The 23,190-nt window shown below is 40.4% G+C and carries 20 protein-coding genes and 1 pseudogene; 8 read left to right on the forward strand and 13 right to left on the reverse strand.

Features of this window, described 5'->3' with window-relative positions; translation table 11 throughout:
- The first annotated feature begins 244 nt into the window (after positions 1-244).
- The 4 genes from ACQ86H_RS14940 to ACQ86H_RS14955 all read left to right on the forward strand — a co-directional run bounded on the left by ACQ86H_RS14940 (position 245) and on the right by ACQ86H_RS14955 (position 2,156).
- A complete protein-coding gene (locus tag ACQ86H_RS14940; RefSeq protein WP_431291582.1) occupies positions 245-583 on the forward strand; it encodes a VOC family protein in 339 nt (112 codons plus the stop codon).
- 155 nt (positions 584-738) lie between these two features.
- Positions 739-1,422 carry a hypothetical protein gene (locus tag ACQ86H_RS14945; RefSeq protein WP_431291583.1) on the forward strand — a complete coding sequence of 228 codons (684 nt, stop codon included), beginning with the start codon at positions 739-741 and terminating at the stop codon, positions 1,420-1,422.
- A 33-nt stretch (positions 1,423-1,455) separates the two neighbouring features.
- Positions 1,456-1,857 (forward strand): hypothetical protein, encoded by a 402-nt coding sequence (locus ACQ86H_RS14950; RefSeq protein WP_431291584.1) that lies wholly within the window; start codon positions 1,456-1,458, stop codon positions 1,855-1,857.
- 8 nt (positions 1,858-1,865) lie between these two features.
- Positions 1,866-2,156: a hypothetical protein gene (locus tag ACQ86H_RS14955; RefSeq protein ID WP_431291585.1), complete on the forward strand. Its 291-nt coding sequence runs from the start codon at positions 1,866-1,868 to the stop codon at positions 2,154-2,156.
- A gap of 136 nt (positions 2,157-2,292) precedes the next feature.
- On the opposite strand, the gene ACQ86H_RS14960 is transcribed toward ACQ86H_RS14955, so the two are convergent.
- From ACQ86H_RS14960 to ACQ86H_RS15005, 10 genes and pseudogenes are all read right to left on the reverse strand, one after another.
- Positions 2,293-2,700, reverse strand: coding sequence for a VOC family protein (locus tag ACQ86H_RS14960; protein WP_138821068.1), 408 nt, complete (start codon positions 2,698-2,700; stop codon positions 2,293-2,295).
- Positions 2,701-3,104: 404 nt separating this feature from the next.
- Entirely contained in the window at positions 3,105-3,656 is a 552-nt protein-coding gene (locus tag ACQ86H_RS14965; protein WP_138821066.1) for a TerD family protein, read from the reverse strand.
- A 569-nt stretch (positions 3,657-4,225) separates the two neighbouring features.
- Positions 4,226-4,663, reverse strand: a complete 438-nt coding sequence (locus tag ACQ86H_RS14970; RefSeq protein WP_431291586.1) for a GNAT family N-acetyltransferase — start codon at positions 4,661-4,663, stop codon at positions 4,226-4,228.
- 34 nt (positions 4,664-4,697) lie between these two features.
- Entirely contained in the window at positions 4,698-5,582 is an 885-nt protein-coding gene (locus ACQ86H_RS14975) for a retropepsin-like aspartic protease (protein ID WP_431291587.1), read from the reverse strand.
- Between the two features lie 228 nt (positions 5,583-5,810).
- Positions 5,811-7,802, reverse strand: a complete 1,992-nt coding sequence (locus ACQ86H_RS14980) for an FAD-dependent oxidoreductase (protein WP_431291588.1) — start codon at positions 7,800-7,802, stop codon at positions 5,811-5,813.
- Positions 7,803-7,804: 2 nt separating this feature from the next.
- Complete coding sequence (locus ACQ86H_RS14985) at positions 7,805-9,484, reverse strand: RagB/SusD family nutrient uptake outer membrane protein (RefSeq protein ID WP_138821061.1); 1,680 nt, start codon at positions 9,482-9,484, stop codon at positions 7,805-7,807.
- Positions 9,485-9,494: 10 nt separating this feature from the next.
- Positions 9,495-12,730 (reverse strand): annotated as a pseudogene (locus ACQ86H_RS14990) (TonB-dependent receptor).
- Positions 12,731-12,877: 147 nt separating this feature from the next.
- Positions 12,878-13,810 (reverse strand): FecR family protein, encoded by a 933-nt coding sequence (locus ACQ86H_RS14995; RefSeq protein WP_431291589.1) that lies wholly within the window; start codon positions 13,808-13,810, stop codon positions 12,878-12,880.
- Positions 13,747-14,007: a hypothetical protein gene (locus tag ACQ86H_RS15000; RefSeq protein WP_431291590.1), complete on the reverse strand. Its 261-nt coding sequence runs from the start codon at positions 14,005-14,007 to the stop codon at positions 13,747-13,749. Before ACQ86H_RS15000 ends, ACQ86H_RS14995 begins: the two co-directional genes overlap by 64 nt.
- Positions 14,008-14,049: 42 nt before the next feature.
- Positions 14,050-14,586 carry an RNA polymerase sigma factor gene (locus tag ACQ86H_RS15005; protein ID WP_138821058.1) on the reverse strand — a complete coding sequence of 179 codons (537 nt, stop codon included), beginning with the start codon at positions 14,584-14,586 and terminating at the stop codon, positions 14,050-14,052.
- A 239-nt stretch (positions 14,587-14,825) separates the two neighbouring features.
- Between ACQ86H_RS15005 and ACQ86H_RS15010 the strand changes: the two genes are divergently transcribed.
- Positions 14,826-15,338: a hypothetical protein gene (locus ACQ86H_RS15010; RefSeq protein ID WP_431291591.1), complete on the forward strand. Its 513-nt coding sequence runs from the start codon at positions 14,826-14,828 to the stop codon at positions 15,336-15,338.
- 46 nt (positions 15,339-15,384) lie between these two features.
- On the opposite strand, the gene ACQ86H_RS15015 is transcribed toward ACQ86H_RS15010, so the two are convergent.
- The 3 genes from ACQ86H_RS15015 to ACQ86H_RS15025 form a co-directional block, all read right to left on the reverse strand.
- Positions 15,385-16,512, reverse strand: coding sequence for a hypothetical protein (locus tag ACQ86H_RS15015; protein ID WP_138821056.1), 1,128 nt, complete (start codon positions 16,510-16,512; stop codon positions 15,385-15,387).
- 43 nt (positions 16,513-16,555) lie between these two features.
- Positions 16,556-17,305: a hypothetical protein gene (locus tag ACQ86H_RS15020; protein ID WP_138821055.1), complete on the reverse strand. Its 750-nt coding sequence runs from the start codon at positions 17,303-17,305 to the stop codon at positions 16,556-16,558.
- Positions 17,306-17,407: 102 nt separating this feature from the next.
- The gene (locus tag ACQ86H_RS15025) at positions 17,408-18,073 is read right to left on the reverse strand and encodes a hypothetical protein (protein WP_431291592.1); all 666 of its coding nucleotides are present in this window, start codon (positions 18,071-18,073) and stop codon (positions 17,408-17,410) included.
- A 531-nt stretch (positions 18,074-18,604) separates the two neighbouring features.
- Here ACQ86H_RS15025 and ACQ86H_RS15030 point away from each other — a divergent pair.
- The 3 genes from ACQ86H_RS15030 to araA all read left to right on the forward strand — a co-directional run bounded on the left by ACQ86H_RS15030 (position 18,605) and on the right by araA (position 22,868).
- Positions 18,605-20,305: a ribulokinase gene (locus ACQ86H_RS15030; RefSeq protein WP_138821051.1), complete on the forward strand. Its 1,701-nt coding sequence runs from the start codon at positions 18,605-18,607 to the stop codon at positions 20,303-20,305.
- The gene (locus ACQ86H_RS15035) at positions 20,302-21,003 is read left to right on the forward strand and encodes an L-ribulose-5-phosphate 4-epimerase (protein ID WP_138821049.1); all 702 of its coding nucleotides are present in this window, start codon (positions 20,302-20,304) and stop codon (positions 21,001-21,003) included. The genes ACQ86H_RS15030 and ACQ86H_RS15035 overlap by 4 nt, the downstream gene beginning before the upstream one ends.
- 374 nt (positions 21,004-21,377) lie before the next feature.
- Positions 21,378-22,868, forward strand: coding sequence for an L-arabinose isomerase (gene araA, locus ACQ86H_RS15040; RefSeq protein WP_138821047.1), 1,491 nt, complete (start codon positions 21,378-21,380; stop codon positions 22,866-22,868).
- The last annotated feature ends 322 nt before the right edge of the window (positions 22,869-23,190 follow it).

The raw sequence follows: 23,190 nt of genomic DNA on the forward strand, positions 1-23,190 counted from the left end.
CGGATCAATGTCAAAAATACTTTAAATATCTTCAGAAATTTAAGCCGGTTACATTGCTTGTTTAATCTTCCTAAAATACCGGGAACGAAATTTTTCTGGCACAAACAGCCCTGTTAAATGTGACCCCGGCACCTATTGGGTTTCGTGTTTAAACGATAATTTTAATTTCAGATCGGATAAAACAAAAATTTGGACCAATTACAACATAAAAGATGCGCAGCGCAGCAATCAATTTTATACAGCATTGTTTTACCACCAATGGACCAAACAAAGCTCCTCAATTGGAAGTTTTCTTTTTGGCGGGGATAAATTTGTGATCCATTTTTTTGAACAAGGCTCAATAATAGATGAATTTTTAGCGCCAGGACCTGTAAACAAAAGTGAAATTATTTTTACCCTTTCTGCAGAAACTGAAGAGGAAGTAAATGAATTTACAGATCAGGTTAAAAATGCCGGCGGTATTATCCTCAAGCAAGTGGAAAGAGATGAAGCCAATTATTATGGTTTTACTTTTACTGATCCTGATGGGCACAAATTTAATGTGATTTTAATGGATAATATGTGCTATTACGTAAGGATATAGAGACATTTCGTTTAAAATCTGGTAATTTATTTTGTATACAATTTTCTAAGTCCACTGATTATCAAATCACTATTTGTTTTGTCTTTTAATTGGATAAAAATATTTAATAATTGCTCAATCATTATTCTATATTTGCGCCCAAAATAAATATGTATATGAAATCAAAATTAACACTCTTAATTCTTCTTGTTGCAGTTTTTATCTCCTGCAAAAAAACTACTAACGTTGATGTTACACTTTCAACCAGTGGAAAACTTACCTATAGGCTAACTGACGATGCCGGAAAAGGATTGGCAAATGTAAAAGTATCTTTATTTGACCGCACGGATACTTATTATTCAAACTACAATATCCTGTTAGAAACCCGTTTAACAGACCCGAACGGTTTGGCTGACTTTGGAGACCTTAATCCAAGCAATTACCTGCTTGTTGCCGATTCTGCGAAAGTTAACAATGTAGCTTACCTGGTTCAGGAGTATGTTCAGGTGCGTACTGGTGCAGTTAAAGCTAAGGAAACAAAAGTGACAGATTATTCTGGAACATTTGCATTAACAGTGAGATCTTACAATAATAATCAACCTTTAAAAAATATAGGCGTGATTATGATCCCGTCAAATAAATTCAATTACGCATCAACTACCGCTACTAATTTAAAAGTTGCCGATTATTCGGGAGTTACCAATGATGCCGGTTTGATCACTTTCAAAATCCCTTCAGCTAAGCAATATTCGGTATACCTTTATAATACGGTTACCAATGCTTCATACAATTATAATAATAGCGTATCAGTACAAAAAGATGCTACGGTTAACTATTTAATGACCATCTATCAACAATAGTTTGATTGTAACCGCGCTTATTTTTATAATAATATGAAATGTAAAATCATGGTCCTGTTTGGGCTGTTTATTTTAGCACTGTCCTGTAAAAAGATTACCAATGTTAAGTTAGTTGATGGTGTAAATTCTGGCAAATTAAGTTATAAACTTGTAGATGATGCAGGGAAAGGTTTGGCTGGGACTAAAGTTTCGTTATACGATGCGCAGAACATTTTAAACACGAGTTACCCAAATGCTAATGCCCTGGTAGCCACAATAAGGACAGATCAGGACGGCGTGGCTTATTTCCCTGAGCTATTGCCTAAAAACTACCTGGTAATTTGCGATACTGCCATTATCAATGACGTGAGATACCGTACTGATGAATTTGTTCAGGTTGTTGCAGATACTGAGAAAAAAAGACCGTTAAAGTTTCTGAATTCTCAGGTATTTTAAACCTCACATTGATATCCAGTAGCGATTACAGATCTCCATTAAAAAATGTGGGCGTGGTGGCTTACCCGGTCAACGATATTAAACTTAATTCGGGTAATATTGCAGATGTGATCAATTCATCCGCCCTTAAAGGAGTAACTGATGCAAGCGGATTGGTATCGATAAAATTGCCATCGAATATTTCTTTCGATTTTATTGTATACAACCTGACAAACCGGAATCTGGGTTATGGCTATGGAAATTATAATATTGCAAAAGATGCTAAAATCAGCGCTACACTTTATTCTTATCCGTTTTAAAAATAATATTATTCAGGTCAGAAATTATTTACAGGAAAAAACCAAGGGGCTGTTCGAAATGATCGGACAGCCCCTTTTTAATTGCGATCCTGAAAGATATCAGTCAGCCTTTAAATAATCGCCTTATCACAGGGGTTTAATTACCCTTAAACTTTTCTACAGCTTCGGGCGTTACCGGAGTAAACAGGTTCACCAGGTTGCCATCAGGATCTCTTAATAACAAAGACTGATTGCCCCAGGGCATAATGGTTGGTTCTTGTACGATTGCGCTTTTTAAGGATTCCGCTAATTGTTCGAAACACTGCTGTACATCATTAACCCTGAATTCGATAATCACACTATGGTTCTGTGCAGGTTGGGCAACATTGTCGCCGCCAAAAAACTGTAAAGTGCGTGTGCTACCAATGGCCAATGTTGCGCTTTGGGTTTTTAACTCGGCAAAATCAGGCGTGTACCTGATGGCAGTTAAGCCTGTTACCTGTTCATAAAAATTGATGAGTGTTTCTACCTGGGCGGTAATGATGCGGGTGGATATTAAATTCATTGCTATTATTTTAATTGTGCAACGAAGGTATCGGGTACTTATGACAACTGTTTGTCAGGTCTTATATTTTCTTTATTGATCAGCAATATCCTCGCTCTCTAAATAATCATAATATATTAATGATAAACTACCGGTACACACGGATTTTTTTGGAAACGTTGATTTCTTTCCATGCGACAAACCCATGTTCCTAGCCCCGATTGGATGGATGCCCCTGATTTTTCATCGGGGCAGGAAGTAAAGCGGGACTGTCGGTACCGATACGCACAGCAACTGCGCTCCGAATGATCAACTCATTTTTAGTAATTGAAAACAGATGCATGGGATTAACATGGAGTTAAAACCAGATGTTGCCATTATCGAAACCCTTAAAATTATTTTTCTGCTAACTTTCAAAAAAACAATTACTGGTATTTATTTACATAATCCTGAAGTCCGCCTTTCATCCCTACACCTACGGCTTCAAAACGCCATTCTCCATTACGGCGGTAAATACGGCCAAATTCGACGGCGGTTTCGATAGAGAAATCTTCTTCCAGTTCATACTTCATAATTTCTACACCATTGGTATCTACAATGCGTACGAAAGAGTTTTTAACCTGTCCGAAGTTTTGCCTGCGGGCCAAAGCTTCGTGGATGGTTACCACAATGCACAATTCGCTGATTGCAGGATTTACAACCGTAAGGTCAACATGGATCGCTTCATCGTCACCATCTCCCTCTCCTGTCAAATTATCGCCGGTATGGGTAAGGGCGCCATCCGGAGAGGTTAAATTGTTATAAAACACGAAATATTCATCGGCAATCAATTTCCTGTTTTCACCCAGCATAAATACCGAGGCATCTAAATCGAAATCGTAACCACTGGCGGCATTGTTAGTGTCCCAGCCCAGCCCGATGGTAAATTTTGGAGCTTTTAAATTTTCGCGTTGTCCTTTTTGAAGATTAATGGCCATGTAATAATAGGTTGATTTTTAATGCCTGCAAGCTAAAGTTAAATCAGGATTATTGCAACGGCCGGGAAAAAATATCTATAGGGTATTTGTAAAAAGGGTGTATTATTTTTTTGAAAACGAACGTCAGTGTTTTTTGAGGGCGGCAGTCCTGCTATCGCTGTTAGTCTTCCCCGATGCAACCTGTGAAACAAGCAAGCACTCAATAAAAGGCAACATAAAACAGTGCTTAAACCGGGCTCCGGGCTAACCTGCGCTATCAGGTTTAAGTAACAGCGCCTGGTTTTTCATGGCAGAAACCCTTGTTCTTAGCCCCGATTGAATGGATGCCACAGATTTTTCATCGGGGCAGGAAGGAAAGCGGGACTACCGGTGCCGACCAGCACAGTAACTGCGCTCCAAATAATCAACTCATCTTAATGATTAGCCACGGATACGCATATGAACACGGTTTTTTTAACTAATGGTTAAAAGTATTTTTGGCGCTTTTTTCATTTCCTGTTTTTTTATAAATCTGGAAAATGGGTTTACATGATCGGCATTAAATGAAATTGTAAAGGCTTTTTAACTGTTTAGTAATCGAATCTTTTCGCAAAATATATGCGCTTATGACCTTTAGGAAAATCAGCTATTTCTCCTATCACTTTATATCCGTTTTTTACATAGAATCCTTCCGCCTGAAAGTCGAAAGTATCCAGCATGGAAATTGTTGCCCCACTTTCTAAGGCAATCTTTTCTATATATTTTAGCAGCTGTGAACCAAGTCCTTTTCGCCTATATTCCTCTTTAACCCAAAGAAGATTGATCTCTAAGCCATTCCAACAGCCAATTCCTCCTAGTATCCCGCCAATATCAATACCTGCTTTATCTTTGGCCACAAACTCAAGTGGCGTCCAGACCTCAGCAAGTGCAGGTACACTCTTAAAATTGTATTCGTTTATGCCGTCTATAATATTCTTTACGTTTTCCTTTTGACAAACCTCAATGGTATAATTTAATTTCTCGGCCATAGCTGTGAATTAATGTACTTCTGTCAATAAGGTGTTAACGCTCTACCAGTAAGGCTTTATCGTCAAGGTCAAAAGTTATTCTTTTTCCCAGCCAGTTGATCCAGATAATGCCATCATAAATCAGGCCATCTACAAACTGTACAGGGTTATCCTTCACAAACACAGTCGGCTGATCTTTGGCCGTTATACTTTTTAATTTTGTGCGGTAAATAGTAGAAACAAACGTTTCATTGATTTCGCTCTTCTTTTGGATTTTTTTAACCTGGGTAGTATCCGATACATCTATATCTAAAGCCTTAAGGTATTTAGTATTAAGCCTGTAAACGTCTTTTCCGGCACCAGCATCAAGTGAGAGTTGTAAAGTGAGCTTATTGTTTATTTTAAAATAAGAAAAAATACTAAGCGATTTTTCCCGCGATTGTTCCAATTGAATGCTTAACTTTTTAGCCGTCTTTTTTATTACGGCCAGCGACGCAGGTGATTCGAGTCTTAATACTTTTTTCTCAAAATCAATCGTAAAAGGTCTGTTTTCTAACAGTTTTAGGGATATAATGCCATCAATACCGCCAAAATCTGCATCTATAAAAGTTATTTCTTCTTCAGCTTTTTTAAAAGGGCCCATTTCAAAATTGGGAACATGATAAAGATCTATATCCAACCGCTCACCAGTTGCCCTGAAAGCGGTATAGCCTCCATCCTCTTTTTTAGCATGTTTAAGTTGATCAAAAAATTTCCTGGTAAATGCCGTTACACCAGCGCCTGTATCAAAAATAAAACTGCCCTGTACATCATCTATTTTAGCTTTTACCAGGAGATGCCCTGAGGGTAACAGTTGGAATGGGATTTCGTCTTTACTGACAGACTTGGAAAAACCAAAAAGTGGAAATAAAATTAAAAAACAAATTGTAGCGGCTTTCATGTTGCGAATTTAGATGAATATTTTTCAGGATGTTAGATGGACGCTAAATTATAACTTTCCATTAAAATGAATGATAATTTTTGATATAATTATGCTTTAACCAGTTTTGATTTCTGGCCGTATATCCGGAGGTCATGCACGGGATTGTAAACAACAGGAGCTGTCTGAAAGTGACTCCTGCTATTTTAAATCAGCTTCCTGCCTTTAGGCATAACAGGTTATTACCTTTTATTTACGGGCAGAAACCAGCAGCACTGCATCTGCCGCTACTTTTTTCCCCTTTCCGCTTATTTCAACGTATGGTTTTCCGTTTCCTGAAAAAGTAAAGTCGCCCAGTTTCACCCATTCTCCGGAGGTCTGCCCAACTACTTTGACCTCCTCATCTTTTATGGCAACTTCCCGGAGCCCTTTCCCATCAAATATTTTTAGAGCAGTCACTCCATTTCTTTCCGGAAGTTTGGCATAGTAGGTATAGATTTCATAACGGCCTTTAATGTGCTGGTCAATGTAATAGCGGATGAAACTGCTGGTATCCATATTTCCGTCAGACAGGAAATAATCTGGTCCATAACCACCCCTTTTTTGTACTGACCACTGCCCAGCCATCTTCACCCTGGATGAATCACTGTTATCAATCAATATATCTGCCGCACTGCCATCTGCCAGTGGATCTTGTTTGAGCTGGCGCTGAAGACTGGCCACATCAATCTGCTGAACCGCTGATTTTCCGTCTATTGCCTTTACCGCAGCAAGTGCAGCTGACTGCCCTAACACCATAAATACCGGCTCCATACGAATGGAACCATAGGCAATATGTGTAGCTGAAAGACATACGGGAACTAAAAGGTTGGCTGCCTCTTTTTCTTGAGGCGTAATGGCCCGGTAGGCAATCGGGTAAGGGCCAAAACCACCTTCTTCTACATTACCTTCATTTTTAACCATCCCATTCACCACCAGCCGCTCACAGTTATGAGAATCCATAGTATAAGCCGCCATGCCTATTCCATCAGGAACAAGTTCCCGGCCTTCACAATGGTGCTGGGTCATTACCAGCGCACCTTTCATTCTTCTGGCTTCGCGCACATAAAGCTGGTGTGTCCAGTTTTCATTATCCCTGTACTCATCTTTCGGGTATCCCCACTCGTTCATTTCTGCCCGGATATATTCCGGAATGCGTGGGTCATGGCCCACAAAGTAAAGTAAACCCTTGGTATAATCCGTGTGGGCCGACCATATTTCCTGTCGCTTCCGGTAATCTGCATCCGGATAATCCCAGTTCATCCCGATCATATCCGTTGAAAATCCGTTGCGGTTATTGATATCCGTTTTCTGGTTGGGCATCCTGCTCCAGATGAAAACATCCTGCAAAGATTTCCAGGTTCTTTTTTCCATCTGGCGGATCAGCAGTTCGTAATGCTCTGGCTGGTAATGGGCAGGTTTGGTAATCGGAATCCGGTTTTTAGGGTCGTTACTGAGACAAATCCTGAAATTGTAGGCTTGTACCTTGTTGTCGCCACTCCCCTTTGCGGCCAATTGACCATTGGTGATACCCCAGAGCAAACCGCTTTTCGCATCGCCTTTAACTTTGTAAGGATCAATCCCATCCGGAAGCTGGTGACCATTGGTGAGCTGAACCCCGTTAAAAGTTTCACCGTATGTGGTATTGGCTTCCCTTCCTACCATGTAAGAAACGCCGGCCCTGGCCATTAAATCGCCTTCATAGGAGCAATCAATAAACACTTTGGCTTTTACGCTGCCAACCGAATGCTGATCAGCTGATTCCAGCAGGATTTCGGTAATCACGTTGCCCTGTTTTTTCACTGCCGTAACCCGGTTCTGGTACAACACCGGCACCTTTGCCTTTTTAAGGTAAGTATTAAAGATATTTTCAGCCACATGGGGTTCAAAGATCCATTGCTCGAATTTACCATAATGCTGACCGATCTGCCTGTAAAAATCAAGCGCCAGGCCACTAATGGCATATTTATTCCCGATATCGGTTAAACCCAGTCCGCCGGAACTCATTCCACCCACATGTTTTCCAGGCTCAATCAGCAAGACTGATTTACCATACTGCGCAGCGGTATAGGCGGCCATTACCCCTGCGGAGGTAGCGCCGTAAACACAAACGTCATAACTTTTATATAATTTCTGCTGCGCCTTTAGGCTGTTCAAAGTGATCAGAAGACCTAAAATGGTCAATTTGATTTTATTACTCATCTTTAATATTTAGGGTTTTGAGTCAGTTTCGGATTGGTCACGGTTTCAATGTTTGGAATCGGCCAAAGGTAATCTCTGCCTGTATCAAAAACTCTTGTTTCTATAATTCTCAGATCTGCCCGGTTGGCCACATTGTTATAGTTGGCGAGGCCGTTTTCATCGATCTGTGGCGGACCGGCCAGCAGGCCTCTTTGTACTCTGCCATAAAAATTGCCTGTCATGGCTTTATCTGCGATGCGCCATCTTCTTAAATCAGACAACCTGAGCCCTTCCATAGCAAGTTCATACAAACGTTCCTTACGCACCAGGCTTCTGAATGATGCGGTGCTTTGTCCGGCCGGTATAAGGGGCATGTTGACGCTGGGTCTGGCTCTTACCTGGTTAATGGCATCATATACCGACTGATCGAGCTGGCCAAGTTCATTTTTCGCTTCGGCATAAATTAACAGTATTTCGGCATACCGGATCTGAATCACATTGATCTCAGAATTACTGCGGTCGGCCTTATCATCCAGATCGACATATTTTTTCCAGCAATAGCCGGTAAAAGTGGCAAAGGCATTCAGTGCATCCTGGTTATCAACGCGTGTGGCCGGAGTGGTATTGTAATTCCAGCATTTTACACTGTCGCGATGGGTTTCAAACTGGTAATTATAAAAAATAGAGCCTGGCACTGCGATGGTAAAGGTAAGCCTTGGGTCTCTGTTTTTATACGGAGATTTCGGATCAAAAAGTGGTGACTGGTCAATGTTAAGTCCATCGGTGCAGGGAAAAGCATCCACCAGCGACTGAGACGGTACTTTGTTGGTAAAGCCCAGTCCGTTTCTGGAAAGCAGGGCATTTGGTGTTGAATGTGTTTTGATCCTGGATGCCTTGAGGTACTGGAAAGCCCAGATAATTTCAGGAGAGCTTTGACCGGCATAGGAAAACAGTGTGCCGTAGTTATTGTGCAGGCTATATATTTTCAAATCCATTACAGCCTTTGCAGCTTCTGCAGCCTCTGCCCATTTCGCATTATTTAATGCCGTTCTGGCTTTAAAAGCCAGGGCAGTACCCCTTGTAGCCCGCCCTACATCAACACCTGAATAGTTTAGTGGCAAATCTACAGCGGCTTCTGTAAGCTCTTTTAATATAAATTCAACAATAGCTGCCTTTTCTGTTTTGGCTACCTGGGCAGTTTCGAGCGTAAGCACGTTGGTGACCAGCGGGACACCGCCGAAATAATCGGTCAGGTATTGGTAGGTATAAGCCCTTACAAAACGCGCCTCAGCCCTGGAGCGGTTATAGATGGCCGCCGTAGATTTATCTTTAACCTTACCGATATTATCCAGGATAAAATTACATTTTGCAATTACCCGATAGGCTTCTGTCCATACGCTGATCGCGAGGCCATTATTGCTGTCCTGGTTTCCTTTGCCCAGGCTTTGTAATGGGCCGTTATTACGGTCCCAGCCTATATCCGTTCCATTATCCAGGAGCAGGTTCAAGGGCATGTTATCCAGCGGAGCGTAATTGGCATAACGGTATAAACCATTCACCGCCAGTACCAGCTCATCCTGATTGCTGAAATAGGTTTCATCAGAAGGACCGCTTAAAGGCACTTTATCCAGATAATCTTTCTGGCAGGAGGATAATCCCACTAATAAAAAAACAATTATCGAACAGTATATTTTATTTTTCATTTGTATTAAATTAAAAAGATGCTTCCAAACCAAAACTGTAAACCTTTACCTGTGGATAGATATTTCCGGCTCCCACGGGCGCTTCTACGTCATATCCCTGCCAAAAGCGATCGAATGAGCCCAGGTTTGAACCATTTGCAAAAATCCTGAGCCTTTTCAAAGCAACCTTCTGTGCGATGTTTACCGGAAATGTATAACCTACCTGAACATTTTTTATCCTCACATAGGATGCGTCTTTCAGGAAATAGGTAGACACCTGCTCATTATTGGTTTCGCCAAAGGCCAGCCTGGGGTAAGCGGCATTTGGATTGCCAGGTGTCCAGCGATCCTTATTGTCTTCGCGGATGGTGCCACCGATAGCTCCACCCACATTAAAAGGTAAAATACCAGGACCAGCCAGGTAACCATTGGCCTTGCCAACACCCTGAACCAGCACTGAAAAATCAAAGCCTTTGTATGAACCGCTTAGATTGGTGGCAAAGGTATAGCGTGGAATGGTGCTGCCCATCACAATCTTATCTGATTCGTTAATGATATTGTCTCCGTTTTGATCAACATATCGGATATCACCTGCCTTAACTGATCCAAACTGCTTGGCATGGGTAGCCACCTCGGCATCTGAAGCGAACAATCCATCTGCCTGGTAGCCAAAAAGCGATGCAATGGGATAACCTTCACGGTTGACGGTTAAACCTGTCTGATTAATTCCACGCATATCAATTACCGTATTTTTCACGTCGGAAATATTGAAACTTACATTGTAATTAAATTCATTCAGCTTTCCCCGGTAAGTAAGCCCCAGCTCCCAGCCGATATTATCCACTACACCGGCATTTTGATAAGGTTTTTCAAAACCTACAATTAAGGGGATATCAAGCGGTAACAAAATGTCGCTCGTTCTTCTCCTGTAATAATCTGCCGTGATGTTCAGGTTCTTAAAGAGAGTAAGATCTAAACCAATATTTTTTTCCTCGGTACTTTCCCACGAAATCAGCTTGTTGGCCAGGGTATTCAAAGCAGCCGTATTCACAATCTGCTTTCCAAGCGTATAAGACTCCAGCAAAATGGTGGTGATAGACGGATAGGTACCGATGTTCTGATTACCCAGTTTACCCCATGATACACGAAGTTTAGCCTCACTGATTACATTTTTTAAACCGGCCATAAAATTTTCTTCCGATATGCGCCAGCCTGCAGAAGCTGAAGGAAAAAACCCGTATTTATTACCAGCCGAAAAACGGGAAGAACCATCGTAACGGGCATTGAGCTCCAGAAGGTACTTATTTTTATACACGTAGTTAAACCTGCTGAAAAGCGATTGCAGGGCCCATTCTTCTTCACTGCCGGTAGCCTGCTGGTTTTGGGCAGAGCCCGCATTTAATACAGGATAATCTGGTAAAATATAGGTATCGCGGTAGGCATTGGTCCATTGATTAAAATAGTCTTCCCTTGATGCACCGGCCAGTAATTTAAGATTATGGTCTCCAAAAGTTTTGGATGCGGTTACCGTTGCACGCATATTGTTAAAAAAAGACTGACTGTTGTATTGCGTTAATGAACTGAGTGCAGGCGTTAAATAGCTGGTGGCCCCATTGGGCAGGTAAGACTGAATGGCTTTCCGGAAATTTTTAGATGAAGATAAGGCATACTTTGGCGAATAAACGGCTTCCATTTCTAACCATTCAACAGGCTTATAATTCAGTGCTGCGTTAATGCTGCCAAAAGGTGCATTGGTACGGTTAGCTCCCCCTTCTTTACCGGCTGAAATGGGATTGAATCCATTCCATCCCACCCCCACTGGCCACTTTGGTTCACCCCGATCTGATTGGCCGGAATACTGTTCATCCATTGAAAAATGGCATCAGAAGTTGCTGAAGGATCAGTGGTGATGGCATTGACGTACTGAAGATCTATCCTGGCCTTCAACTTATCTGAAAAAGCAATATCCGCATTACTTCTGATGGTATATCTTTTGAAACCCGAATTTTCGATGATCCCTTTCTGGTCAAGTAACCCGAATGAACCCAGCAGCTTTACCTTTTGGGTGCCGCCCTGTATAGTTAAAAAATGACTTTGCTGCAAGCCCGAGCCGGTTAAGGTTTCTTTCTGCCAGTCGGTATTCGGGTAAAGATCAGAACTGGCGCCATTCTGCTCCCGGTATTTCTGAATAAGTGCGTCAGAATATAGAGCGGTACGGCCAGTATTGACATAAGCCTCATTGGTTAAAAGCATGTGGTCAAGCGCATCTACCAGATCGGGCATGTTGGTTGGCTCCTGCCAGCCAATATAATTGTTGTAGGAAATGCTGACCTGATCAGCAGCGGCTCTTTTTGTGGTAACGAGGATCACACCGTTTGCTGCTCTTGAACCATAAATAGAAGCCGACGCAGCATCTTTTAAGATGGAGATAGATTCAATCAGGTTCGGATCAATATTATTCATACTGCCCTCAATCCCGTCAATCATCACCAACGGGTTAGGATCGCTGATCGTTCCAATTCCCCTAATCCTGATGGTACCGGCATCGCCACCCGGCCGGCCCGAACTTTGCCTTACCGTAACCCCTGGTGCCATACCTTGCAGTGCTGCTGAAGTTTGTCCGGCAGGTCGTGCGGCAAGATCTTTACCCGAAATCTGTGAAACAGCTCCCGTTAAATTCACCTTCTTCTGAACACCATAACCTACCACCACCACCTCATTTAAATTCTGATTCAGGGGAAGTAATTTCACATTAATCTGGTTATCGCTTCCTACCGATATTTCCTGTGGTGTATAACCCACATAGGAAAAAATAAGGATATCACCGGCATTTGCATTAATTTTATAGCGTCCATTCTGATCGCTGACCGTTCCTCCGCTGCTGTTGCCTTTTATTTTTATACCTGCACCGGGGATAGGCGAACCATTTTCATCAGTAATGAGCCCGGTTTTATCTTCTGCTTTTGGACTGGCCAATACCGTAGGTTTATGCTCTTCGGCCGCCGGCTTTGCGATGGCCTTTTGCAAAATGATATAATTTTCTTTAACCGTCCAGCTGAGTCCCTTACCTTTCAGGCTGACATTCAGCACTTCATCCAGTTCGGCCTGCTTAAAGCTGACGGTAATTTTCTCCGAATCATTCAGAATTTTATTGCTATAGAAAACAGTAAGGCCAGTTTGCGCATTAATATTCTTAAATACCGACGCAAAGCTGATGTTTTTGCCTTCCATGTTGATTTTACCTATAGCCTGGGATTGAGCGCCCATCACCACTGTAAAAAGCAGTATAAAAACAATTGGCAAGCAAAGCCGACTCTTTCGGGTAAGATTTTTTTCATAACAGTTAAAAGTTTATAAGTGGTTTTCCTTAAGATGCAACTTTAACTGAAATGGGTGAATGGCTGAAGAAAAAAATTATTTAAAAATTAATATACCATTTTTGAGCTGTGCCCGAATGCCCGAACTGAGCTCCAGATTGGAAAGTACCACCTTAAGTGGCATGGTTTTATTGACCTCGCCTGTGAAGGTTTGCTCCGCTAAATCGGGTGTACTGAAAACTACTTTCACATCAAACCAGCGCCTAAGCACCCGGGCAATATCGCCTAACGAGCGATTGTGGAAATAATAAAGTCCCTTGCGCCAGGACAACAGTTCCTGTGCATCAAAAGGTTGCTTAGTGAGGCGATCCCGGATGGCGTTCACCTGTTCGCCTGGTTTTAAATCAATGAGCTGCCGGTCTTTTACAGCCGAAACCGATCCTTCTACAAGTGCAGTAGAAAAACTTACCTGATCATAAGCATTTACGTTAAAGGAAGTACCATGAACCTGAACATCGGCAAATGCTGTATGCACTATAAATTTTCGTTTCTTTTCATGTGCCACTTCAAAATAAGCCTCACCGGTTAAATAAACTTCCCTGATCTGCTGATTAAAGTTATAGGGAAATTTCAAAGTAGAAGCCGAATTCATCCACACTTGTGTACCATCCGGCAGTCTTATCTTATAGTCTTTAGTGGCCGGAACATATAGCGTAGCCTGATCTGCGTCAGTGGCCTGGTCTGCATGATAAGTCAGTTCATTTGCTCTGGCTTGTCCGTTTAAACCATTCTGGTTAATGTTACGGTCAGTGTTGAGTTCAATCGTCCTGCCGTCACTGGTTTTCAGGTATACCTGATTAGTTTGGATAGCTGATGGCGAAGGACCATGACTACTGCCTTTATCTGCATAAAAATGCCATACCAGCGGCATACCGATCAAGAGCGTGGCTGCAACAGCAATGTATTTTAAATTCCGGTAAAAAGTGGTTTTGTTTTTTGATCTGCCAGTTTTGGACTTAGTTTTTGCCACGCTGCTTTTTCATCCAGTGATGATAAAAATGTTGCGGCACCAGGCTCATCCATTTTCGTTTTCAGCTTCAGCCAGTATGCTTTAATTTCAGGAATATCAGCGATTGCTTTTTCTGCAATTGTATCATCGCCATCACTGATCGTTCCCGCCATTTTTTCAAACAGAAGCCCTTTAATATATTCCTCTTTATATTCCATCGCTAATTGATAGATGCATTAATGTTTAAATTAGGTGAATGTTTATCTGAATGAAATCAATTTTTCCTGCAACATTTTAACGGCGAGTTTCAGGTGTGTCTTAACAGAGTTGACAGATAAACCCATTTCTGTTGCGGCTTCTTTATATTTTTTATCTTCTAAATATACCAGTTGAAAAGCTTTCTGACGTTGCGTGGGTAGTTCTTCCAGCGCATACTGAATCATTTTTTCATGCGCCGCATCTGATAAAAATTCTTCGTCTGTAATCAAATCAAGTGTATTGGTATATTCATCCAGCCGCTGCTGATCGGTTTTTCTTTTTCTGAGGCACATGAGGCATTGGTTATGTACCGCCTTGAAAAGATAGGCCTTCAACGCAGTATTAACAGAAAGAAATTGTGATTTCTCCCACATGGAGATGAAAAGGTTCTGAACCAGGTCTTCCGCCTCCATTTCGTTCTCCAGCATCAGATACGCTTTTAAAGCCAGCGCCTTATAATATTTTTTAAACACCAGCTCATAAGCAGATTGATTACCATTCTGGAGGTCTTTTAATAAAATTTGGTCAGAAATCTCCATTAAAACAGATTAAAGAAGGGCTAAATATATACTTTGATTCTGAAAATCGCAACAGCCCGTTCAATTTTACCAAGTGGCTGTATTTGAAACCTATAGAATAGCTCATGCCGGCAGTATCACGGTTACAGCAATAACGTTAATCATTTAATGCCGCTTATTTTTATATTTTAGCATCTATTAAATCAATAAACATAAAACGATAACAATGAATGCATCGCCACAACTTAAAAAGCTGTTTAATGGTCGTCTTTATGATGATGATGACAAGCTGCCAGGATCAATCACACCAGAAAATTCAACATCAGCCTGTGGCAGAAAAAACCATTTCGGGTAGCATTAAATCTCTTGAAAAGAAAAATCAGCTCGCAAAAACAACAGCCGGAAGAGATACGATCAGAAACATTGGAGCCACGCAGATGAGCGAAGAAGCCTATCAAAAAGCAACAATAAATCTAAATGATAGCACTCTAACCATCTATGGAAACATCAGGGCCGATTACAGGATTTTCGGTTATGAAAAGCCGGATACGAACTCGCGGAAACTCATACTCTTTTCGGTATTTACAACAGATGTTAAAGGAAATCCATACCGTTGTCCTTATGGTGCCTATTATGCTACCTCAGAAATGCAAAATACATCCATTACATACATCGGTAGCACAGGTAGCTTCATAAAAGCCAGTGTTGTACAGGCGCAACAGGTACAAATTCCAGTTTACATCCTGAAAGACTGGGTGGAATTTGAAAAGTAAGGGTCCGGAAATTAGTTTACCTTAAATCAGGGATTATCTATGAGATCTAATTTTTCTTCTTAATTTTTGGCGTTTCAATTTTAACTGGTTCTGCTTTTGTCGGATACTGTGTGTCTAATGTTTTTAATGGTTCCGTAATCAAAGGCAAGGTTGACTTTTTCTCTTTCTGAGAACCATTACCATTTTGATTTAAACCAGCTTTCTTGAACAATGCTTTTGGGCCTATCTTTACTTTACCAAAATCAGTAAGCGTTTGCTCAACAACTTTAATATCATCATACTTTAAAAGGTAACTTTCATCATGATAATCTGCTGCAACCGCATTGGTATAATCAGTACCTTTTTTATAGATATCTTTTCGGATAAATTTATTAGACGATTCATCTAAAATGTAGTTGTTAATATCAAAAACTGAAAACGCTTCAGATAAATAATTAAAGCCATTGGCAGTTTTCAATTCATTGTTAAAGTAAAATTCTTTCGCTTCCTTACCTTTTTGCTGTTGCTTTTTATAATTACTGATAAAGGTATCAAACTCCGCATCAGCACCTGTTTCATTCTTCTTAAAATCACCCCAACGGGATTGTAAAATGGTTTTGCCATTTTCAGTTTTAAAAGTTGCCGAAAAAGGCTTCTGCTCGCCAACAGTTTTATGATGAAAGAGCAGAAAATCATTGAAATGATGATCTAAATTGAAAATATTGGTATTGTTTTGATATAGATGATTGATGGTATTCTGAGCTAAGGTTAAAGTTTTCGGGCTTCGAGCCAATTCAATCACATAGTATGGCTCCCCGCCATCATAATCTTCCTCAAAAGTATTCATCAGGCTATCATCATCGAACTTGATATAAGTTGGTCCGTCATTTAAAAATCCACTGGCAAAAGTTAGTTTCACGCCACTTTTTACAGCCGTATTCTTTCTTCCCAGAACGGTAAAAACCTGCTTTGGAATATCAGGTATAAAATTGATCTGGTTATTGCTTAAAGTATATTTTCCCAACACAAGTGTTGCGTAGCCGAATAGCGCAAAACTGCCATCATCGTAAATATAGATTCCGTTCTGACTCCCCTGTACATATCTGCCTGATGTATTTTTAGTCATCCTGTTTTCTTGTTGTGCAAATACTTTGTTTATCAATAGTAATGTTAAAATCAATAAGTATTTTTTCATTTAGATACATTTTGTTTAGTTACAAGAACTACAGCTTGATTTATTATTGACCCACTTTATTATAGGCATTTATCATGATATTTTTCGGGTCGCTATTAGCGAATAAAACCTTCGGTAATTTATACTTTTTGGTAGTGGTTTCTGCTGGCATATCTTCTTTCATGGTATTAATGTTGGTTTGCTCAAAAATACCCTTAATCAAATCTAACTTTAGTTCAGTTTGCCCACCGGCACCCATGGCAAAACTGCTGATATGCGTTAAAACCAGCTCGTTGTTAATATATTTAAAAGTACTTTCTATACTTCCGTTGGGTCCGGTTGATTGCTGTGTAAAAATAAGTTGTCCATTTTTATCTATGTTAAGATCTTCAAAATCATAATTCTGGTATCCGTCTTCCCTGAATTTTGAACCAAGAATTGAAAAGGATTTAGCATCAACGCGATAGGTATTATCCATTTTCAATAATATCAGGGCGAGCCGATGAGCAGTGGTGTCTTTGGTCTTCATTAACACGATTACCTTATCTTCTATGCCATCATGATTTAAATCTCCGTTGGCTTCCATATCGATATCATAACCAGGTGGAATTAAAGCTGCAACTTTATTGCCCATTTTTGAGAAATCAGGTTCCGGAAACTCAAGCCTGTTTTTAGCTTCGGCCTTTCTGCCTGCAGTATCAATATTTTCCTTAACCACTGAAATAGTATTGCTTGTGGTTTGCTTTTTCTCATTTTTGCAGGCCGAAAGATTAATTATTACACTTAAACAAATCGTATAGACTATTATTTTCATAGCGCTATTTTTTTAAATTAATGAACGGTTTAATACTGTCTTTTCGAATAATTGGCATGAACACCTTTTTTGCTCTGTTACCTGCTTTTTTCACGGTATTTACTAACCGGCCATGGTAAGCCCTTTAAAAAGGATGGTTTTACCATCCACGATATTGAACATATATATATTATTATATTCACCTTCACTTACTTTTTTGCCATTTTCATCAACACCATTATTTCCAAAACTCATATTTAAGTAAAGGACAGTATCTCCTTGCTGAACATCAGCTAACATCTGGTAAGTGTAATCTGTTACTGTAAACACAGGAGATTCAGAATGGTGGTCATTAAAAAGTTTATCTGTCTTGATTTTCATCAAGGTTTTACTAAAATCGGCATTGAAAATTTTTTCAAAATGAAGATCAAAATCTTCTTCATAAAATAGTTCCGCCTGGGCATATTTTGCCTTCCGCTTTTTCCACTCAGTTTCACTTAGTTGCACAATAAACCATAAACTGGAATTTTCATCGGCAACAATCGGAAAATTAAAATACGTTTTCAGTTTAGCTTTGTCTTTAAGGTAAACCGCTCGTCTGAAATTTTTAAAATCATCGATCCAGGTTTCAACCGAAATATACCCGGTTGTTGGTCTAACAGGGGCTTTTGCAATATTATCAATCTTTTTTAATGATGTATCAGATTTACCCACAACCACTTTTGGCTTTTCATCTCTACAAGCAGCCAGGCAGAGCATTAATCCAAGAAGCAAATTAATATTTTTCATAATGTACGAAATTCAAGCCTATAGTTTATTTCAAATTTATATGATCTTTGTATACTGATATTCCTTATCACCGTCAAGCTATCCTCAATAAAAATAGCATTTTCAGCAATCATATTTCCCGTCATACGTTCACTCCGAAGCGTGTTCCACTTCTTCTTTTAATTTCGGTGTGAATGCTTCTTGCTTAACATAACAATAAATAATCAGTAAAGATTGGAGGAGATACGAAATTGTGGATAAAAACGGTGACGTTATGGCTTAAAGGTAAAGAAGTTTTATCCATTTGCCGTTCCGTCCTTTCTCAGAATAAATCATTTTTTGCGATGGTGCTCAAGGACATTTCGAACCTGAATATATCGCCTTTGATTTGACTCCAAAAAGAATTTAAAGTTAAGCCTTTCAGAAATGCAGCGCTTTTTTATTGAAATTTATTTCAAGCCGATAAATGTTTCAGCATATTTTTTTTAACAAATTTTCATAAAATTTTATAATCCGGATAAATAAACGTTAATTAGACATTTATTTATTGTTATGAGCAACGCAAACTATGTAATTGGAGTAGATTACGGGTCAGATTCTGTCCGGTCTGTTCTAGTCGATACCGCAAACGGGAAAGAAATAGCATCATCTGTTTTTCTTTATCCAAGATGGCAGAAAGGTTTATATTGTAAACCCGCTGTTAATCAGTTCCGCCAGCATCCCTTAGATTATATTGAAGGTTTAACCCACACCATAAAAGATTGCCTGGCCAAAGCCGGTGGTGCAGAAATTGCGCATTTGGTTAAAGGTATTTCAGTTGATACAACCGGCTCCAGCCCGGTTGCTGTTGATGCAACAGGTACTCCCCTTGCTTTAACCAAAGATTTTGAAGAGAATCCAAATGCCATGTTTGTGCTTTGGAAAGACCATACATCAGTTAAAGAAGCCGCGGAGATTAATGAGCATGCTACAAAATTCAGCACCAATTACCTTAAATATGTTGGTGGCATTTATTCTTCTGAATGGTTCTGGTCTAAATTGCTATATATTTTAAGGGTCGATTCAAGTATTAAAAAAGCTGCAGCATCCTGGGTAGAACACTGTGATTGGATTCCATTTTTACTTTGTGGTGGAAATGATATTAAAGAAATGAAGCGCAGCCGTTGTGCTGCTGGCCATAAAGCACTTTGGGCAGAAGAATTTAACGGTTTACCTCCGGAAGATTTCTTTAGTAGTCTTGATCCGCTTTTAGCCGGCTTTAGAGATAAACTATTCACCGATACCTATACCTCTGATGTTGCTGCGGGAACATTGAGCGAAGAATGGGCTACAAAACTGGGTTTAAACACGGATGTAGTTGTGGGCGTTGGCGCATTTGATGCGCACATGGGCGCGGTGGGCGGACAAATTGAGCCTTATTACCTGAGTAAAGTAATGGGTACCAGTACCTGCGATATTTTGGTTGCACCTAACCAGGATCTGGATGGCAAATTGATTAACGGTATCTGCGGACAGGTTAATGGTTCTGTAATTCCGGGGATGGCTGGTTTAGAGGCGGGGCAATCTGCTTTTGGCGATGTTTATGCCTGGTTTAAAAATTTAATCAGCTGGCCACTGAATCATTTATTGACCGAATCGGCACTAATAGATGAAGCTACGGCAATTGCTTTAAAAGAAGAGCTGGAGGCCAAAATTATAGCCAGTTTAAGTAAACAAGCTGAAGCTTTAGAAGACTATGATTACGCAGAACTGGCAGTTGACTGGTTAAACGGTCGTAGAACACCGGATGCAAACCAGGAACTTAAAGGTGCCATAACCGGTTTAGGTTTAGGAACTGACGCACCACGTTTTTTCCGTGCTTTAGCTGCAGCCACCTGTTTCGGTGCCAAGGCTATTGTAGACCGCTTTAACGAACAAGGTGTACCTGTAAAAGGGATTATCGGTATTGGTGGTGTAGCCAAAAAATCAGCTTATATCATGCAAATGATGGCAGATGTATTGGAAATGCCAATCAGGATTCACCGCTTCGAGCATACCTGTGCTTTAGGTGCAGCTATGTTCGCTGCAGTAGCAGCAGGTGTTTATCCGAATATTGAAGCCGCGATGGCAGCCATGGGAACTGGTTTTGAGAAAGAATACAAACCTGATGTGAAAAAGCAAAAGCTTTATCGTCAGCATTACCAGCAATATTTAGGCCTTGGCCGTTACCTGGAAAAATACAATAAAAAAGATGTAAAACCTTATTTATCATGAGCAACTATCAGGATATAAAACAACAGGCTTATCTGGCCAATATGCAGTTGCCTAAACTGGGTCTGGTACTTTTTACCTTTGGTAATGTAAGTGCTGCCGACCGTTCAAAGGGAGTATTTGCGATTAAGCCAAGCGGTGTGCCTTACGAGGATTTATCGCCGGAAAAAATGGTCATTGTAGACTTTGACGGGAACACAGTTGAAGGGGATTTACGCCCTTCTTCAGACACTAAAACCCATGCGGTTTTATACAAACACTGGGAAGAAATTGGGGGGATTGTGCATACACATTCTACCTATGGTACGGCCTGGGCACAAGCACAAAGGGCAATTCCAATTTTTGGAACCACACATGCCGACCATTTAACCGTCGATATTCCATGTGCACCACCAATGGCGGATGAAATGATCAAAGGGAATTACGAGTATGAGACGGGCTTCCAGATTATGAACCATTTTGAAAGTTTAGGCCTGAGTTATCAAGAAGTCGAAATGATTTTAGTAGGTAACCACGCTCCTTTTACCTGGGGGAAAACGGCCGAAAAAGCAGTTTATAACAGCGCGGTTTTAGAAACTGTAGCACAGATGGCTTTATTAACCGAGCAGATTAATTCGCAGGCCCCAAGGTTAAAAGATTCGTTGATTGAGAAGCACTATGAGCGTAAGCATGGTTCCGGGGCTTATTATGGACAGAAATGATTTTGGAGTTGTTAGTTTGGAATTTTGAGGCTTAATGATATAAAAATTTTAAAGAATTTGGAAAGCATTGGCAGTAGTACTTAGGAAACGAAAGTCCCGCCATTCGCTATAGTCCCGATGAAGAATCGGGAGCTGCCGCTGCTGTCGGGTTTAACATTATAAGGTTTGCCTAAGTAAGTTAAACCTGATTGGAGTGAGCATGAGCCCAAACCGCAGGTAGGTGAATAAAACGGAAAGCAGGACTGCGGTAACCGATGAAATACGGAATTTTGCTTTTCAAAAAAGGAATAAAATTGGATTTAATAAACCTCGCAGGTTTTAAAAACCTGCGAGGTTTGAAAACAGATTATAAATTAAAAATAACATAGATAGTAATGATTGATTTAAAAAAATTACAGGTTTGGTTTATTACCGGTACACAGCATTTGTACGGCGAAGAAACCTTAAAACAAGTGGCAGAACATGCGCAACAAGTGGCAGATTCCTTAAACCAAAATGGAAATATCTCTGTTTCGGTGGTTTACAAACCGATTGTAAAAACGACAGAAGAGATTTTTGAAACTTTACAGCAAGCTAATATTGATGAAAGTTGTATTGGGGTAATTACCTGGATGCATACTTTTTCTCCGGCAAAAATGTGGATCAGAGGTTTGAATGTTTTGCAAAAACCTTTATTGCATTTACATACGCAATTTAACCGCGATATTCCTTGGAATACGATCGATATGGATTTTATGAACCTGAACCAAAGTGCTCACGGCGATCGCGAGTTTGGTTTTATGGTGACCCGTATGCGTAAAGACCGTAAGGTAGTGGTTGGCCATTGGCAGGATGAGGAAGTAGCCAAACAGATTGATACCTGGTGCAGGGCTGCTGCCGGATGGCACGATTGGCAAGGAGCTAAATTTGTCCGTTTTGGTGATAATATGCGTTATGTTGCGGTAACTGATGGTGATAAAGTGGAAGCTGAAATGAAATTTGGTTTCGCGGTAAATACCTATGGTATAGGTGATTTAGTGGCGGTAATTAATGGAATAAGTGAGGAATCTGTTCAAACGTTATTAAAGGAATACGAAGCTACCTATGACATGGCCGATGACTTAAAGGCAGGTGGTGCGAGACATCAATCGGTTTACGATGCGGCTAAAATTGAACTGGGTTTACGTAAGTTTTTGGTTGATGGCGGTTTTAAAGGTTTCTCTGATACGTTTGAAGATCTGCATGGTATGATCCAGTTACCGGGAATTGCAGCACAACGTTTAATGGCCGATGGTTATGGTTTTGCTGGTGAAGGTGACTGGAAAACCGCTGCTTTGGTACGTGCCTGTAAAGTAATGGGTGCTGGTTTAGCGGGTGGAAATGCCTTTATGGAAGATTATACCTATCATTTTGATCCGGCAAATTCAATGGTATTAGGCTCGCACATGCTTGAAGTTGATGCTTCTTTAGCAAGTGGAAAAGCAAGTTTAGAAGTTCATCCTTTGGGTATTGGTGGCAAAGCAGATCCTGCACGTTTGGTTTTTAACGTAGCTGGTGGAGATGCTTTAAATGCATCTTTAATTGATATGGGTAACCGTTTCCGTCTGTTAGTGAATGAAGTAAAAGCCGTAGAAGCGGAACATGATTTACCAAATTTACCTGTGGCACGCGTACTTTGGAAACCACTGCCTGATATGAAAACAGGTTGTGCAGCCTGGATTTATGCTGGTGGCGCACACCACACCGCTTACAGCCAGAACTTAACTACCGAACATTTATTGGATTTTGCCAATATTGCCGGTTTAGAATATGTAAATATCGGTGCAGATACCAAAATCAATCAATTCAGAAATGAATTGCATTGGAATGAGGTTTTCTATAAATAGTTTTTAGTTAATTAACGCTCAATGTTCAGGCCGATAATTTCAGGATTATCGGCTTTTTTTGTTCTTAATAATGGAATTTGTTTATTGGTCGGTAAGAGACCAGCCAATAGGATAAATCTAGAGTGGTCGTCATCTCGACTGAAGCGCAGCGAAATGGAGAGATCTATTATAGATTTCTCAACTGCTTTTCGTTCATTTACCATTTACAGATTTTAGTAGAAGTTCGTCATTCCCGCGCAGGCCTATCGTGTGGACACATCTTTTTTAAGTATTTTTAGGCTTTTTGCTAGCCAACTCTAATAAAGCACGGATTTTAACCAAG

The organism is Pedobacter sp. P26 (genome assembly GCF_050632135.1).
Classification (GTDB): domain Bacteria; phylum Bacteroidota; class Bacteroidia; order Sphingobacteriales; family Sphingobacteriaceae; genus Pedobacter.